12 protein-coding genes and 2 pseudogenes are annotated in these 15,360 nt (G+C 57.9%); 12 read left to right on the top strand and 2 right to left on the bottom strand.

The window, feature by feature from the left end:
• The 6 genes and pseudogenes from FHT76_RS38955 to FHT76_RS38930 all read left to right on the top strand — a co-directional run.
• A pseudogene (locus tag FHT76_RS38955) lies at positions 1–222 on the top strand (IS5/IS1182 family transposase); the annotation flags it as partial.
• A gap of 382 nt (positions 223–604) precedes the next feature.
• Positions 605–979, top strand: a complete 375-nt coding sequence (locus FHT76_RS38950; RefSeq protein ID WP_246720235.1) for a hypothetical protein — start codon at positions 605–607, stop codon at positions 977–979.
• Positions 976–1,516, top strand: a pseudogene (locus FHT76_RS38945) (TSUP family transporter). The gene FHT76_RS38950 and the pseudogene FHT76_RS38945 overlap by 4 nt, the downstream one beginning before the upstream one ends.
• A gap of 186 nt (positions 1,517–1,702) precedes the next feature.
• Positions 1,703–3,433: a ubiquinone-dependent pyruvate dehydrogenase gene (poxB, locus tag FHT76_RS38940; RefSeq protein WP_183759131.1), complete on the top strand. Its 1,731-nt coding sequence runs from the start codon at positions 1,703–1,705 to the stop codon at positions 3,431–3,433.
• A gap of 636 nt (positions 3,434–4,069) precedes the next feature.
• The gene (locus FHT76_RS38935) at positions 4,070–4,519 is read left to right on the top strand and encodes a cyclic nucleotide-binding domain-containing protein (protein WP_183759132.1); all 450 of its coding nucleotides are present in this window, start codon (positions 4,070–4,072) and stop codon (positions 4,517–4,519) included.
• A 1,214-nt stretch (positions 4,520–5,733) separates the two neighbouring features.
• Positions 5,734–6,795 carry a ketopantoate reductase family protein gene (locus tag FHT76_RS38930; RefSeq protein WP_183759133.1) on the top strand — a complete coding sequence of 354 codons (1,062 nt, stop codon included), beginning with the start codon at positions 5,734–5,736 and terminating at the stop codon, positions 6,793–6,795.
• A gap of 57 nt (positions 6,796–6,852) precedes the next feature.
• Here FHT76_RS38930 and FHT76_RS38925 read toward each other — a convergent pair whose 3' ends face one another.
• Entirely contained in the window at positions 6,853–8,571 is a 1,719-nt protein-coding gene (locus tag FHT76_RS38925) for an extracellular solute-binding protein (protein ID WP_183759134.1), read from the bottom strand.
• 79 nt (positions 8,572–8,650) lie between these two features.
• Complete coding sequence (locus FHT76_RS38920) at positions 8,651–9,556, bottom strand: NAD(P)-dependent oxidoreductase (protein WP_183759135.1); 906 nt, start codon at positions 9,554–9,556, stop codon at positions 8,651–8,653.
• 354 nt (positions 9,557–9,910) lie between these two features.
• On the opposite strand from FHT76_RS38920, the gene FHT76_RS38915 reads away from it, so the two are divergent.
• The 6 genes from FHT76_RS38915 to FHT76_RS38890 all read left to right on the top strand — a co-directional run bounded on the left by FHT76_RS38915 (position 9,911) and on the right by FHT76_RS38890 (position 15,342).
• Positions 9,911–10,798 (top strand): glucose 1-dehydrogenase, encoded by an 888-nt coding sequence (locus tag FHT76_RS38915; protein ID WP_183759136.1) that lies wholly within the window; start codon positions 9,911–9,913, stop codon positions 10,796–10,798.
• A gap of 68 nt (positions 10,799–10,866) precedes the next feature.
• Positions 10,867–11,940, top strand: coding sequence for a 2,3-butanediol dehydrogenase (locus tag FHT76_RS38910; RefSeq protein ID WP_183759137.1), 1,074 nt, complete (start codon positions 10,867–10,869; stop codon positions 11,938–11,940).
• Between the two features lie 51 nt (positions 11,941–11,991).
• Complete coding sequence (locus FHT76_RS38905; protein WP_183759138.1) at positions 11,992–12,276, top strand: YciI family protein; 285 nt, start codon at positions 11,992–11,994, stop codon at positions 12,274–12,276.
• Entirely contained in the window at positions 12,273–13,286 is a 1,014-nt protein-coding gene (locus FHT76_RS38900) for a Gfo/Idh/MocA family protein (RefSeq protein ID WP_183759139.1), read from the top strand. Before FHT76_RS38905 ends, FHT76_RS38900 begins: the two co-directional genes overlap by 4 nt.
• Positions 13,287–13,296: 10 nt before the next feature.
• Positions 13,297–14,280, top strand: coding sequence for a zinc-binding dehydrogenase (locus FHT76_RS38895; RefSeq protein ID WP_183759140.1), 984 nt, complete (start codon positions 13,297–13,299; stop codon positions 14,278–14,280).
• A gap of 3 nt (positions 14,281–14,283) precedes the next feature.
• Complete coding sequence (locus tag FHT76_RS38890) at positions 14,284–15,342, top strand: SDR family oxidoreductase (protein WP_183759141.1); 1,059 nt, start codon at positions 14,284–14,286, stop codon at positions 15,340–15,342.
• Positions 15,343–15,360: the final 18 nt, after the last annotated feature.

Below are 15,360 nucleotides of genomic sequence, written 5' to 3'. Positions count from 1 at the left end.
GCGGCCGAGCGCAAGGCCTGGGCCAACATCCCGCCGAAGGCAACTCGCAAGGGCTCCTTCTCGTTCTCGCGCTGGGTTTACAGGCAACGGAACCTTGTCGAGCGTTTCTTCAACAAGATCAAACAGTTTCGAGGTATCGCTACTCGCTACGACAAGCGCCCGGAAAACTATCTCGCAGCGGTCAAACTCGTCGCGGCAAGGATCTGGTGTCAGAGTTTATGAGTCGACGGCCTAGAATTGATCAGTTAGCCGATCCGCGTAGATGATTGCCTCGACGACATCGCACGCGATCGGCAAATATTTGCTTTCGGTTGCGGAGCAAAAAACAGATCCTCTTGAGAGCCAGCGAGAACGGCAGTCCAGGGTGGCTTTGCTGCTGTTTGCCGGAAGCCCGCACCTCAGAGAAAACCTCAGTTGAATTGCTGAAACCCCGCGGCCGACGGCTCCATCTGGCTGACCGAAAAATTTCATCAACAGTTTCGAGAATCTATCGAACGCCTGTGTGTGTTGTCGAGTAGTACACGGTTTGCGCGTCACGTCGGGACTTTCGGTTCGGCAAATTTCGGCGGTCAGGCTTTGTAGGGTGCTCTATTTGGAGGGTTCCATGAAACGCTTGCACAAGCCAATCACAGCGTTCGCTTTCCTCGCTGTCTCGGCATTGAGTGCGTCATGTACCACGGGTGGGCCAGGAGCCCGCTCGCTCACAGAGCCTTTGAATCCGGCTTGCGCTGAGGGTTCACCGTGCCAGAGCACAACACGGACTGCGTCGTTCCCATTCGCCTACGGCTGGATGTTCGATCCGGACGGCGCCCAAGCCGCGGCGCGCATGTTCTTCACTGATCTTGGCGGCTCGGCCGCCATGCTCAGACTTCGCGAACTTGACGACGATGCTCTGAAGGACATCGGTCTCGCGCGCTCTGAAACCGAGGCCGCAGCCTTCGGCCGGGTGCATACCTACAGCCGAGGGAGGAGGTCGTGACCACCCAGCCAATCGCTGCAGATCTGACCTTGATGACCGTTCTGGTCGCTTTCACAGGGGTCTTCTTGATCTGCTTCCTGAAAGGGGCGTTCGGAGGAGGATTCGCTATTGTCGGGATCCCGCTCCTGTCGCTCGTGCGGCGGCGTTTCCATTCGGCCTCGATCGGCACCCAAGGCTGTTGCAGCCGGGCTGGCGTCGGGCATCACCACGATGGTTGCTCATTCCGGCGGACCGCCGCTTGCGATGTACCTGCTGCCGCTCGGTTTGACCAAGGAAGTCTATGCGGGAACGACCAGCCTCTTCTTCACGGTCGGCAATGCCACCAAAGCCGTTCCGTGGTTGATGCTGGTGCGGCCGGAAGGTGCTGACCTGGTGCTAATGGCCGTATGCTTGCTCGCGGTTCCCAGTGGTGTCGGAATGGGCTGGCGACTTCATGGACGTCTCGATCAACGCCAGATCTTCCGCGCATGCTACGCACTGCTTGCTGTGACTGCTGTGAAGCTTCTGTGGGACGGTGTTGCCGGGTACTTGGTATGAATGTCTCGGATCAATAAATGGCATTGGGGGCATATGATGAGAGGGCGGATGCGGATACGATCGGCGATTTGGCGGCGATGTCCACGGAACTCCTAAGTCCCCAACAGACTGACCGCCGGCCTTGCCCGTTTGATTCGATCGCCAGTTGAAAACCAGTCAATACCACAGCACGACAAGGAGACTGCAATGGCACGAAAGGCAGCAGACATCATCACGGAAGTGCTTCATTCCGTCGGCGTCCGTCGTATCTACGGCGTCGTCGGAGATAGCCTGAATGGCATCACTGAATCCATGCGGCGACGCGGCGACATTGACTGGATCCATGTGCGGCACGAAGAGACGGCGGCGTTTGCCGCGGGAGCGGAGGCTCATCTAACCGGAGAGCTTGCCGTGTGCGCGGGAAGTTGCGGTCCCGGAAACCTTCATCTGATCAACGGCCTCTTCGACGCCCATCGTTCCCGAGTACCGGTCCTCGCGATCGCTGCTCAGATTCCTTCGGTCGAAATCGGACGGGGGTACTTCCAGGAGACACATCCCGATCAACTTTTCAGGGAGTGCAGCCACTACTGCGAACTCGTTTCCAATCCCGCCCAGCTTCCCGGCGTAATCGAGACCGCGGTTCGGACTGCGATTTCCAAACGCGGCGTCGCCGTGGTGGTCATTCCGGGAGACATCGCGCTTGCCGAATACGCCGCTCCAATCTCCAATCCGGCGGGAATCCGGATTCCTGAGCCGGTTATACTTCCGCAGGACGCCGATCTGGATAACCTGGCAAGCGTGCTGGCCGAGAGCCAGCGCACCACGCTCCTATGCGGGCGAGGATGCGAGGGCGCACACGATGAGGTGGTGGCGCTGGCCGAACGCATAAAGGCTCCGGTCGTACACGCGCTCGGCGGCAAGGAGCATGTCGAGTGGGACAATCCGTACGACGTCGGCATGACGGGCCTCATCGGCTTTTCTTCCGGATACGGTGCGATGCTCGCCTGCGATACATTGCTGATGCTCGGGACGGATTTTCCATATCGGCAGTTCTATCCGAGTGGCGCCAAAATTATCCAAATTGATCTCCGGGCTGAAAATCTGGGGAGACGGGCACCGTTGAAGATGGGCCTGGTCGGCGATGTAAAGGCGACGCTGTCAGCGCTACTTCCAAAGCTCGAACCGAAGTCCGATGGGGTCCACCTGGCAACAAGCCTCTCCAATTATACAGAGGCTCGCGAAGGACTTGACGATCTCGCGACCGGCACGCCGGGCCGCAAGCCGATTCATCCGCAATATCTAGCCAAGTTGGTGAGCGAACTCGCTTCCGACGACGCGGTATTCACATTCGACGTTGGTACCCCGACAGTATGGGCCGCACGCTATCTGAAAATGAATGGGCGGCGCAGAATGATAGGTTCCCTGGTGCATGGGTCGATGGCGAATGCATTGCCGCAAGCAATCGGCGCGCAGGCTGCCTTTCCAGACAGGCAGGTCATCAGTCTCTCGGGCGACGGAGGCTTCGCCATGCTGATGGGCGATTTTCTTACGCTGGCTCAGCAGAACCTTCCGGTGAAGATCGTCATCTTCAACAACTCCGTACTGGGCTTCGTTGCACTTGAGATGAAGGCGTCCGGCCTCCTGGAGACGGGTACCAGCCTTAATAATCCCGATTTTGCAGCGATGGCGAATGCCGTCGGCGTTCACGCGTGCCGAGTGGAGGACCCGGCTGACTTGGAAGGGGCGCTCGCGGATGTTCTTGCACATGACGGCCCGGCACTTCTCGATGTCGTCACCAATACGGAAGAGCTGTCGATGCCGCCAAAGATCGAGGCCCTACAAGTTAAGGGATTCAGCCTTTGGGCTTTGAAGGCCGTAATGAACGGCAAGGGCAATCAATTGCTTGATCTGACCGTATCGAATTTCCTCCGTCGATGAGAAAGCGCCCGAACTCATCTCGACATCTTCGACTAAAACAATGATCGGCGGCTAGGAAGGAACCCTTCGCCCGCCGATCATTGTTTAGCGCATCGCGCGCGAGAGGCGCTCTAATATTCGAGGACCACACCACACGGTGCCCACAGTTTGAAAAGTCGTTCCCTTAAATTGATACCTAAGGATGCGTTGCGAGCCACCTATGCGAGGCTTAGGTGAGGGGAAGCTAAATTACCTTCGGTAAACGCGATGAAAATTTCAGAACTATCCTCTACGCGAGACGCGGGCTCGTTGAAGGGCGCTCCTAGATCCACACGCCTTGCAATACCCGCAAACTCGAATATTCCCCGCCGAGTTCCCGTCTATGAGCTCGAGCATCAGTCGAGAAGACCCGCTTCGGACGACCTGGAGCCGTCCGTCATAACTTCTATTTCTGTTGTCGTGGGAAGCATCGTGTTCATCATCCTGGCGATGACAGTGATTTTCGATCCCAGCCGTTCAGGAGATCTTTGTCGACATGATTTCGAGCCTACAATCCGGGCTTACAATGTGACCCTAGGCGTTGCTTGCTGATCTCCTCACCTTCAGGCGTTTTTCAAACCATGGTATCATGGACAGCGGAGTTGGCCCCTCGACAAAATGGACAGCCTCGCAGGCAACATGAAGCGCCTGACGTATAATGAAGGAGCGGTCATCGTCGAGCAGGACGCATCGATGTCGTCGCTGATGATCGTCCGCAACGGCGTCGTGGCCGTCGAACGCGAAGTCGAAGGAATAATGGCGGACGAAACGCGGCTGGCGCCGGGAGATTTGTTTGGCGAGCGTGGCGTTCTTTTGGGAGCCGCAGAACCCGCGCGAGTTCGCGCGCTGACATTCGTCGTGGTTTACCAGATTGGCAAGGAAGACTTGGCAAGTGTGATGCGTGATCGGCCGACTCTCGCTGAAGAACTCGGTCTCCTGCTCGCTAAGAGGATCGAGAACGAAAGGCAGTTCATTGAAAGTCACCGGCATCCCGACGAAGGACAGCCGACCTCAATTGCAGAAAGGATCCGCCACCTTTTTGAGGTTCCGCACGCAGAGCACCACTAAAGGCCGGACCGGGGAGGAGGGGCCCGACATCCTGGGCTCCGTCAAGTCTGGACGCGTACTATACCAACTAACCATCCTGGGAGATGAGATTCGGCACGGCGACCCTGACGCACCCGCAAACGCTCGCGCCGATCCCTGTCGTTCGTATAATAGGACTCGGGCTGCTGACGTTGCGGTTACCAGCCTATATTTCACACGGAGAACAACAAAGCATCGCGACATCGTGGAACTCGTCGTGACGAGCCAGACCCCGCGCCCTACACATGACGTGATGCGTGGCCGGCTGCTTGTAACGATAGGTGGGCGCGTTGAGATGCTCCGCTGGCTCGAGGTGCTTCTGCGGCCGTTGGCCACTCAGCAGTTAGGTGCAAGTACGCGCGTCCGGATTGATCTTGGACCATCACTGAGAAGGCTTCCCGTTTTGCCGTGACGCAAACACCGAGGTAACGGCGCAATGAAAAATCATTTCGGGCCGAAACGCACTGCGAATACCGACGCAGGGGCCCGGTCAGCTCGTAGAACTACGGGAATCGCCCTGGCTTGCTTGGCAATTTTAGCCACACAAGCTTTTGCAGCGGGGCGCGAGGCTGTTCAGAGCCTGCGCAAACTGCCACGTCGTCGACAGCGTCACCGAAGCTGGACTGACCCGGCCCCGACTACGGAGCCCAGAAATTACTCAATCGTGGTCCCAGCAACCTGCGGAAAACGCTATCTCATCCGCGTCGCGCCGAAGGGCTTTTGTTTCGATGAATCCGGAATGAGCTTTGCAGACCAGGACTATCTGGTCTCCTATGACAATTCTTGCATAAAGTGAGCAAGAGCACCTTGGACAGTCACCGACGGGAAGCTCCTTACTCACCCCCACTTGTGCTGTCAAAAGCAAGGTCCTGCTGCTGTGGAGGCAGGACCTTGCCGTTGGGATGGATGTCGGAGGGAATGTGACATCCAAGCCTTATAACACAATCTGGCATGTCACGGTTCCTCACTCTTGCAGGATTATCTTCATCGGTGGAGCCGCCGTGCTGGGCTCCTTCAGCCTTTTGACCCGCGGCCATGCCTGAGTGCCAGTTCAAATGTCCCGGCAGACAGGATACATCCACTATGGATAATCATGGTGTTTAAGTTCCCCAAATAGACCTTACCATTCACGGCATGCTGCTTTCGAGGCCGAGCTTCCGAGCAGCAGTTGCATGACAATGTTGGGAGGAACCAGGATGGTTTGGAATAGCAGTCGTGGGCCGAGAATTGCCTTCTTCGGGACTGGTGCTCAGGGCGCGTCGATCGGGGCTGACTTTGCTCGCGCCGGGCTTGATGTCACGTTCATAGAGCAGTGGCCCGAGCATGTTGAGGCAATCCGACGCGACGGCATCACGGTTAACCTGCCTTCGCGGACGATCAACGTGCAGGTTCCCGCGTTACATCTTTGCCAAGTAGCGGAAATCAGAGAACCGTTCGACCTAGTCTTTCTCGTCGTCAAAGCCTATGACACGAAGTGGGCGTGTCAGTTGATAAAGTCATGCCTTGCGCCCGACGGCCTCATCGTCGGACTGCAAAACGGCATGACCCACGAGGACATCGCCGATGTCGTGGGTCGAGAGCGAACGGTCGGAGCGGTCATCGAGATCGCGTCCAATATGTTCATTCCCGGCATCACAAACCGACAAAACGATCATGATACATCGTGGTTCGCTCTTGGCGCGCTAGACCCCAAGAACCGGGACCGGGTTGAGGAAGTCGCGAAGCTGCTTCGAAACTCTGGCCGTGTCGAGGTAATGGACGATATCCACTCGGCGAAATGGATGAAGCTCGTTGTCAATGCAGCGGAGCTCATTCCTTCCGCCATCGTCAATCTACCACTGGCGGACGCTGCGCGGCATCCCGGAATGTTGGAAGTGATGCGCGCCGCGGGGTACGAGGCAATGCAGGCTGCACTAGCCGATGGAGCGCAGATCATACCTATCATCGGCATGTCTGCAGTTACCACCAACCATCCTGAACGTTACGTAGATCAGATTTTCGAGGAGGTGCTCAAGACATTCTCCCAAGCCGATACGCTGACGACCTCGCTGCAGGATTGGCGAAAGGGTCGGCGGGCAGAAGTCCAGGAAGTCAACGGACTGGTAGCGGATATTCTGGAACGCGATGGACGAAAAGCGCCTGTCAACAGGCGCGTCGTCGAGGTGGCCTTGGACATTGAGGCCGGACGGATCGAAGCACGGCCTCATAACGCAGGCCTGTTGATGGAGAGCTATCAGCATTCGTCCGACGGGCTCTGAACGAGTAACCTCAGCCGTCGCGGGGCGCTGCTCCTCCCGCGGCGGCATCGGGGGCTTTTAGCGCGACCGAAGTTCCTGGACGGAGTGCCGTCCCACTCTGAGGCTCATTTCGATTTCCGCCGCCGCCGTTTCAAGTGCCTCGCGCGGCGTCTTGTTGCCGAGCAAGGCGTCATGGATTTCCATGCCTAGCACCTTCTCGATAGTTGTGTACTGGGGAATTTTGGGGCGCTGCCAAGTATGTAGCAGACTCTTTTTTGCGAGCTGATCCACAAACCGGACGATCGGCGAGCTGGCAGCTGCTTCCGGATCGGCGCTGACCGAGAAGCGCGGCGCGACCGGAAAGCCGTTCTTTACGTGTGCTTTCATCGCCTCCCGTGAAGCCATCCAGGCGATCGCGTCGGCGGCCAATTCCACGCGTTCCTCTGGCAGATTCGTCGGAATGCAGAAAAGAAAGCCGCCGATGGGGGAAGCACGGGTGCCGCCGGGTCCCGAAGGCTGGGGCAGATACTCAACTCGCCGCTTTACCTTGGATTGGACATCGTACTCGAACCGAGCGGCTCGCATCGTCCAGAAGTATCCGAGGCTGGCTCTTCCTTGCAGGAACACGTCGAGCGTCTTGTCCCACGCCATCTCCAATATGGCTGGCGGTGAGATCTCCATTAGCCTTCGCATGTATTCGAGAGCAGCGAAGCCTGCATCCGAAAGGATGGTACATGTTAGTTCATCGGGGTCGAGGCCTTCTAGGGTGTAGCCTGAGCGCGTCTTGCGCAGCGAAATCGCTGGCTGTCCGCATGCACCCAGGAAGAAGAGGAAACTAGAGGCGATGGGCATGCCGCGCGCACCGTCCCAGACTGCCCCATACATACCTTCGTCAGGTGAGTGAAATTTGCGCCCAGCTCTGATCACATCCTCGAACGTCTTTGGAAACGAGATCTCTGCTTCGAGAAAGAGGTCCTTTCGCGCCGCAAGGAATTCGACGGTGCAGTATCCAGGAACGCCATAGTCTCTTCCGTCCCATGTCGCCGACGACCAGATGGAGGGGTGGAAATCCAACGGGTTGATGCCCGTCCGCTGAACGTATTGGTCGATTGGACGAATGATACCGCTCTCTGCGAATTCGCCAAGCCACGGCATGTTGATGGCGATTACGTCGTAGTCGGAGAGCTTCTTAGCGGCATTCTCTCTCGTCCGCCGATAGACTTCCGGTAGCGGCAGCAGGTCGAAATTCTTGCGGGACGCAAGGTTACTGCGGAAATCGGCCCACATGTTCCGCATGGCGGAAAAGTAGTTGTCGTCGTTCAGCAGAAATCGGAGTTCGATCTGTGCCTCCGCGCGTCTCTGGACGAGCCGCATGGGCGGGATGATCTGCGATCCGAGCGGTGTGCCGCCGAAGTAGTATTCGTCCTCTTCTTCGCCCGCGCGAAGGCCCAAGGTCTGTGCGAGGAGAGATTTCGTTTTTCGAGCATAGTTCTCAAATGATCGCAAAAGTTGCTCGCTCGGCTGCAGGGCATAACGCTGGCCGGAGGACTTGGAGACCTTTATGATGTGTCCGCTGTCGATGAAACGATTGATCAACCTCATCGAAGTCGCGTACGGGAGGCCCGACTCTTGGCCGAGCGTGGAAATCGATACTGGCTGGCTGAGGATATGGGATTTGATGAGGAAGGTGACGATCAGCCAGATCGCGTCCTCGTCAGCAGCTTCTATAACCTCCCGGAACGGTCGACGCGTCTTCTCGATGAAGTCAATGACGCGCAGCATCTCGTATTCGTTCACGTCGGCCTCCCAACCGTCGTTGTGGCGGTCAGACTAGCGCGCGGATTGCGTTTTCACCAGCCAGCATGTGTGCCTCCGCTCAAAGGGCTTTCCTTTCGCGGCTCAGGCCAGCAAGACGTTCGTATTGCTCAAAAAGAACGAAAAAGTCCTTTTCCGCGAGTCCGTCTGCGAATGCGGCCTCGTACTGCTGTCGGATCATCGAGGCCAGATACATTGGGACATGATCAGACTTCGCTGCTCCCAGGATCAAGTCGAAGTCCTTCATCATTTGAGAGACCGAAAAGGCTGGATCGAAGTTTCGATTTACAAGAAGATCCCGCTTGTAGGCGATTAGCGGCGACGCCACCGCGCTTTCACAAATAACATTCAGCATTGTCTCTACGGACAGGTTGCCTTTTAGCCCAAGCGTCAGGGCTTCGCCGAGTAGGGCCGCGGTTGCCCCCACCAAGGCATTCAGGACGAGTTTCAGGTATCGTGCCTCCTCTCCATTTCCAAGGTAGAACTGCTTTATGGAGAAACTGGCAAGAATGGGCTTCACCTTTCGGTACGCGTCCTCCGGGCCGGAGATCATCACCGAAAGCGTTCCTGATGAAGCGGTCATCGTGCTTCCAGAAACCGGAGCACGGAGGTAGGCAACATCAACGCGCGATAAGGCGTCGGCCACTTCCGCTGACAGCTCTGGCGACACGGTACTCATCTCCACCACGATCTGGCCCGGCCTTAGCAACTCAGCAAGTGCAGAGGGGGCAAGGATGAGGTTTCGGAGGATAGCGTCGTTGGGTATGGTCAACATCACGACATCCGATGTCTCGACCAGATCTTCAAGGCTGTGGGCGACGTTAGCGCCGAGAGCTACGACCGAGGCACGGTTCTCCGGGAGCGGCTCGTACACAGAGAGAGCATATCCGTTCTCGAGCACTCGCCTGCTCATTGGGGCGCCCATCTTGCCGATGCCAGCCCAGCCCACTCTCATTGTATCGCTCATGCAAAACCTTCCTTCCCTGGGGGCGCTTGCCAACCAGATACTTCGATGCTGCTATTGAGAAGGAGCGCATATGAATGGGCTGATGCGTGCCACCATGCGGCGCAAGCGCCGTCGTCTCCTCCCTAAGAAATAGTAGCTTCAGCTCGAGAGTGATTGCTGCACTGAAAATATCCGTTTCGGATAATTTAAGATTTGTCGAGGCGAGGCTCCATCATCTAGCCTTCGCTCAGGATCGCACGGCGTTTCCTGTGGGAGGAACAAAGCCGTCAGATAATTGAGAACGCGTGCAGGCCGCTGGTTTGTGCGGCGGCTTTCGTTGACTGACGATTCCGTCGCTCGGTCGGATGGTGGGAAATGAGTCAAACCTCCCTCCGGTGCGCCGCGATCGAACTGTGCGACGACACGCAATCGGCGTGTCTTGCACGGGAACAATATGTTGAGGGAGGAGCAGTCGTGCCGGGATCGGTCGAGAACAAAGTCATCATCGTGACGGGTGCCGCGCGAGGTATCGGAGCTGGGATAGCTGGTGATCTCGCGGACAACGGTGCCCGGGTGGTCGTTGCGGACTTAAACGTCGACGCGGGAAGACAGACGGCTGCGAAGATTTCCGCCGGCAACCATGAGGCGCTCGCTGTCGGTGTCGATGTTGCGGATCGTCAGAGTGTTAAGGACCTGATCGCGGAGACAGTCAAGCGTTTCGGTCGCCTTGATGTCATGTTCAACAATGCTGGCATTAGTCAGACCTGCCCGTTTCTCGAGGTGACGGACGAGGACTTCGATCGGATCATGCGGATCAATGGCCGCGGTGTGATGATCGGGATCCAGGAAGCTGCGATGCAGATGATCGCCCAAGGTGGCGGCGGCAAGATCGTCAACACGGCGTCGATTGCCGGGAAACAAGGCTATCCGCTGTTCGCTCACTACTGCGCCTCCAAATTTGCCGTCGTGGCGCTTACCCAAGCGGCGGCGCGCGCCCTCTCTGAGCACGAAATAACGGTCAACTGCTTTGGGCCGGGCGTTGTCAAGACAGAGCTCTGGGAGCAGCTCGACCGCGAGTTCATGGACCACGGTTTGACGGATAAGCCCCAACAGGCAATCAACGAGTTCTCACAGTCGATCCTGCTGGGAAGAGTGTCTCTGCCCAGAGACATCGCGGGCGTGACGACGTTCCTGGCCTCGGACGCATCTGACTACATTACCGGGCAGACCATCATGGTCGATGGTGGCATGGTCCTTATCTGACGCGGCGCACGCGTCTGACGCATCAAACCGTCCGGAGGTCCAGGGCGGAATAGCTGAAAGGCAGAGCAATGAAGGCTGTAAGATACTATTCGAAAAAAGACATCCGTGTCGAAGACGTGAAGGCGCCGGAAGGGCCCCTCGGCGACGACATGGTGCTGGTGGAGCCATTGGTCTGCGGCATATGCGGCACTGATATTCACGAGTACGTTGCGGGTCCGATTGTGACGCCGGCCAAGCCGCACGTCTACTCCGGCGCAACGCTGCCACAGATCCTGGGCCACGAGTTCTCGGCACGCGTCCTCGAAGTCGGCAAGAACGTGAAGCATGTTGCGCCCGGCTCGCGCGTCTCGATTCAGCCGCTGATTTCTCCGCGCGACGACTATTACGGACGGCGCGGACTTTTCCACCTCAGCGAAAAGATGGCCTGCGTTGGTCTGTCGTGGGACTGGGGCGGGATGGGGGAGCGGGCTATCGTCAACGGCTACAACGTGTTTCCCGTTCCAGACAGCGTTTCTGATGTGCAGGCAGCGATGATCGAGCCAGCGGCGGTGGCGGTGTATGGCGTTGACCGTGGTGGGGTCACGTCCGGAAGCTCGGTCCTTGTGTCCGGAGTTGGGCCGATAGGCGCGCTGGTTCTGCTTGCCACCAAGGCGGCGGGAGCCACCAAGATCTTCGTCTCCGAGCTCAATCCAAATCGCCGTGAACTCGCAAAGAAGCTTGTTCCTGAGGCGATCGTATTTGACCCACGCGAAACTGATACCGAGCGTCTCTTCCGCGAGCACACCGAAGAGGGCGTCGGCCTCGATGTTGCCCTTGAATGTGTGGGTGCTGAGGCCTCGCTCAACCTATGCGCCAAGGCCGTTCGCCGCCAAGGCACGGTTGTCCAGGTAGGGCTCCATGTTCGGCCCGCGTCCATCGACGCAATGCTGTGGGCGCTCAAAGACATCACCGTGGAGGCCACGTGGTGCTACCCCGTGCAGATTTGGCCACGCATCGCACAGATGATTGGGGGCGGAGTCTTCCCGGTCGAGAAGATCGTCACCGCGCAGATCGCCGCTGAGGATGTCGTCGAGAAGGGCTTCGAAGCGCTTCTCGATCCCGCTGGCACCCATCTGAAAATCCTAGTCGACATGAAGGCCTGACCGGCCCAGAGCCTCGCGAGAGGCTGCCATGAACTTGAAAGGACTTACGAAATGCATTTTGTTGTTCATTGCCTCGACCATGAGGGAGCCGTCGACAAACGGCTCGCGAACTACGACGCTCACAAGGCATATCTCTCGACTGGCAAAACCAAAACGGTGATCTCGGGGCCGCTTCTGGCCGACGACCATGAAACTATGATCGGCTCTCTCTTCGTTTTTGAAGCAGATTCCAAGGAAGAGATTGTCGAATTCAACAGGGCCGATCCCTTCACCAAGGCTGGCGTTTGGAAAACCGTCAACATCCATCCATTCAGCAAGCGGGTGGATAATCGATGACCATTCGTGAAGAGAAGCCCGTCATTGCGGCACTGGTGGGTCTTGGCTGGTGGGGCCGGAAGATGGCGACCCTGGTCAACGCAGGCGGCTCTGGAATGCATTTCGTTCATGGCGTCGATCCCAATCCCGAGGCGGCAGGTTTCGCAGCCGAGATGGGGCTGCGGTATTCTACGGACATGGCGGACGCTCTCGAGGATCCGGCGGTCGAAGCGGTTGTGCTTGCCACGCCGCATTCGCTGCATCGCGAGCAGATCGCCCGTGCCGTCGGCGCTGGTAAGCATGTGTTTTGCGAGAAGCCGCTCGACTTGACCAAGGCAGGGGCTGAAGCATCAGTGGCACTTTGCCGGGAGGCAGGGCTGGTGCTCGGAATGGGGCACGAGCGCCGTTTCGAAACACCGATCGCCTCCATTCTCGAAGCGGCGAGCTCTGGAAAGCTCGGCCGTTTGCTGCAAATCGAAGCGAACTTCAGCCATGACAAGTTTCTCGCTCTCGATCCATCGAACTGGCGTCTCAAGGCCGAGCAGGCTCCGGCCGGAGGTATGACGGCGACAGGGATCCACCTTACCGACCTTGCGGTGAAACTTATGGGTCCTGCCAAAGATGTTCGCGTCGTATGCGAAAACCTTGCCTCGTCAATACCGCAAGGAGACACGATGAGCGCTCACGTTCGCTTCTCCGGAGGAGGTACGGCCTACATATCCGCCACGCTCGCAACGCCCTTCATCTCCCGCTTCGCGGTGTTCGGCACGGAGGGCTGGATCGACGTGCGCGACAAGGCGCATGTCGAGGCACCCGACGGCTGGGTCGTTACCGAAGGATGGAAGAACAAGCCGATCACCGTCCGTGAGTTGCCTCCAGCCGAACCAGTCCGTGACAATTTGAAAGCATTTGCCGCGGCCGTCAGAGGCGATGCGGACTATCCCATCAGTGGTACGGATTTGATCAACAACATCGCTCTTCTCGAAGCGATCGTTCGCTCCGCAAACACTGGGTTGTTGGAACCAATTTGAGGAGGATGAGATGAAAGCTCTGGTTTTCGAAGCTCCGGAAAAGCCCGTCATCGCCGATGTAGGCATGCCGGATCTTTCGCCCAACGAGGTTCTTGTTCATACCAAAGCGGTCGGTATCTGCCATTCTGACTACGAGCTTCTCGCCGGGCGCTACATTATTCCGATTTCCTATCCGGTGACCCCAGGGCACGAATGGAGCGGCGAAGTCGTCGAGGTCGGTCGGAACGTCACGGGGTTCAGAAAGGGTGACCGAGTTGTAGGGGAATGCGTGGTGCGCACGCCCGAGCGACTCCATCATTTCGGCTTCTCAATAAGCGGTGCGGATCGAGAATACTTCGCAGTCAATCCGGAGTGGCTTCACAAGCTGCCCGACGCGGTCGACAACAAGAAGGCCGCGCTAATCGAGCCCTTCACCTGCGGCTTCTACGCCGTCCTAAGGTCTGGAGGGACGAATGCAAGCGAGACTGTGGTTGTTTCCGGTGGCGGCACGATCGGTCTCGTCTCGGCCGCCGCAGCGATTGGGATGGGCGCGCGCGTGATCGTCGTCGATCCATTGGCGTCGCGTCGTGAAGTTGCCCAACGGCTAGGGGTGGACGTCGCCATCGATCCGTCCGACGGCGGCGCAGCCGAGAAGATTCGCGAGTTAACCGGAGGGAAGGGTGCCGACTTGGTGATCGAGGCCTCCGGCCATGATGCATCTCTCGCTGCCGCGTTCGGTTACGCGCGTGAAGAGGGGAGAATGTCCATGGTCGGCATCAACATTGGACGGAAGGTTCCAGTTTTGATTGGTCAGATCCAGATGAAGAACCTCACGGTGAGAGGGTGCATCGGTTCTCCGGGTGTCTGGCCCGCCGCTATTCGTTTTCTTGAGCGCACGGGGATCGACCTGTCGCCAATCCAGACACACAACTTCTCACTTACCGACGCGGTGGAAGCATTTTCGTTCGGCCAGGATCCCACGAAGAGCATCAAGATTACATTGTTGAACGGGTAGAACATGACAAGACAAGCACTCATCGTCGGCGCGACCGGGATCACTGGAAGCAATCTTGCGGAAAATCTTCTCGCGAGCGGCGGCTGGACCGTATCGGGGTTGTCGCGGTCGCAGAGCCGGGTCACTGGCGTGCAGACCCTAAGCTGTGACCTCATTGATCCGCCGTCCGTACGATCCGCGCTAGCGGATGCTAGTCCTAGCCATGTGTTCATCACGGCATGGTCCCGTCAGGAGACTGAAGCGGAGAACTGCAGGATCAACGGCGCGATAGTACGCAATGTACTTGAGGCCCTCGCGGGAAGAGGTATCGAGCACGTCGCCCTGACCACCGGGACAAAGCATTATCTCGGGCCATTCGAGTCATACGCGAAGACCAAGCCGGAAACGCCTTTCAGAGAGGAGCAGGTTCGCCTGCCCGGAGAGAACTTCTACTACGTCCAAGAGGACGAAGTCTTCGCCGCGTCGAAGCGGGAAGGGTTTACCTGGTCGATTCATCGGCCACACACACTCATCGGGTATGCGGTCGGCAACGCGATGAATATGGCGGCGACGCTTGCCGTGTACGCGTCGATCTGCCGCGAGACGGGTCGACCATTTGTATTTCCGGGTTCACCCGAACAGTGGGAGGCGGTAACCGACGTTACAGACGTGAGAATTCTGGCTAAGCACCTGCACTGGGCGGCGACCACCAGCGCTGCCGCAAATCTGGCCTTCAACGTGGTGAATGGCGAGGTATTCAGGTGGAAATGGCTCTGGCCGCGTCTCGCCGCCTATTTCGGTATCGAGGCTGCGCCCTATCCCGGAAGCCCGAAGCCGCTTGAAGTGCAGATGGCTGATGCGGGCCCCATTTGGGATGAGATCGTGGCCAAATACTCCCTTGAATCCAACGCGCTAAGGCGCGTCGCGTCCTTTTGGCATACGGACGCGGATCTCGGACGCCAAATCGAGACGTTCAACGATATGGGCCGTAGTCGAGAACTCGGGTTTCTTGAATATCAGGACACTACCCGATCGTTTACCGATGCCTTCGATCGTCTGCGATCCGACCGGATCATCCCTTAGATGTCGGGAGCATTGGAT

The organism is Rhizobium sp. BK176, assembly GCF_024808055.1.
The sequence above is the reverse complement of the archived record's forward strand: the minus strand, read 5'-3'. Positions and strand labels throughout refer to the sequence as shown.

Bases quoted from the DNA above. Each gene is read 5' to 3' on its own strand.
- FHT76_RS38915 (WP_183759136.1), top strand. From the start codon at position 9,911: ATGAGTCAAACCTCCCTCCGGTGCGCCGCGATCGAACTGTGCGACGAC.
- FHT76_RS38890 (WP_183759141.1), top strand. From the start codon at position 14,284: ATGACAAGACAAGCACTCATCGTCGGCGCGACCGGGATCACTGGAAGC.
- FHT76_RS38900 (WP_183759139.1), top strand. From the start codon at position 12,273: ATGACCATTCGTGAAGAGAAGCCCGTCATTGCGGCACTGGTGGGTCTT.
- FHT76_RS38950 (WP_246720235.1), top strand. From the start codon at position 605: ATGAAACGCTTGCACAAGCCAATCACAGCGTTCGCTTTCCTCGCTGTC.
- FHT76_RS38910 (WP_183759137.1), top strand. From the start codon at position 10,867: ATGAAGGCTGTAAGATACTATTCGAAAAAAGACATCCGTGTCGAAGAC.
- FHT76_RS38930 (WP_183759133.1), top strand. From the start codon at position 5,734: ATGGTTTGGAATAGCAGTCGTGGGCCGAGAATTGCCTTCTTCGGGACT.
- FHT76_RS38920 (WP_183759135.1), bottom strand. From the start codon at position 9,556: ATGAGCGATACAATGAGAGTGGGCTGGGCTGGCATCGGCAAGATGGGC.
- poxB (WP_183759131.1), top strand. From the start codon at position 1,703: ATGGCACGAAAGGCAGCAGACATCATCACGGAAGTGCTTCATTCCGTC.
- FHT76_RS38905 (WP_183759138.1), top strand. From the start codon at position 11,992: ATGCATTTTGTTGTTCATTGCCTCGACCATGAGGGAGCCGTCGACAAA.
- FHT76_RS38895 (WP_183759140.1), top strand. From the start codon at position 13,297: ATGAAAGCTCTGGTTTTCGAAGCTCCGGAAAAGCCCGTCATCGCCGAT.
- FHT76_RS38935 (WP_183759132.1), top strand. From the start codon at position 4,070: ATGGACAGCCTCGCAGGCAACATGAAGCGCCTGACGTATAATGAAGGA.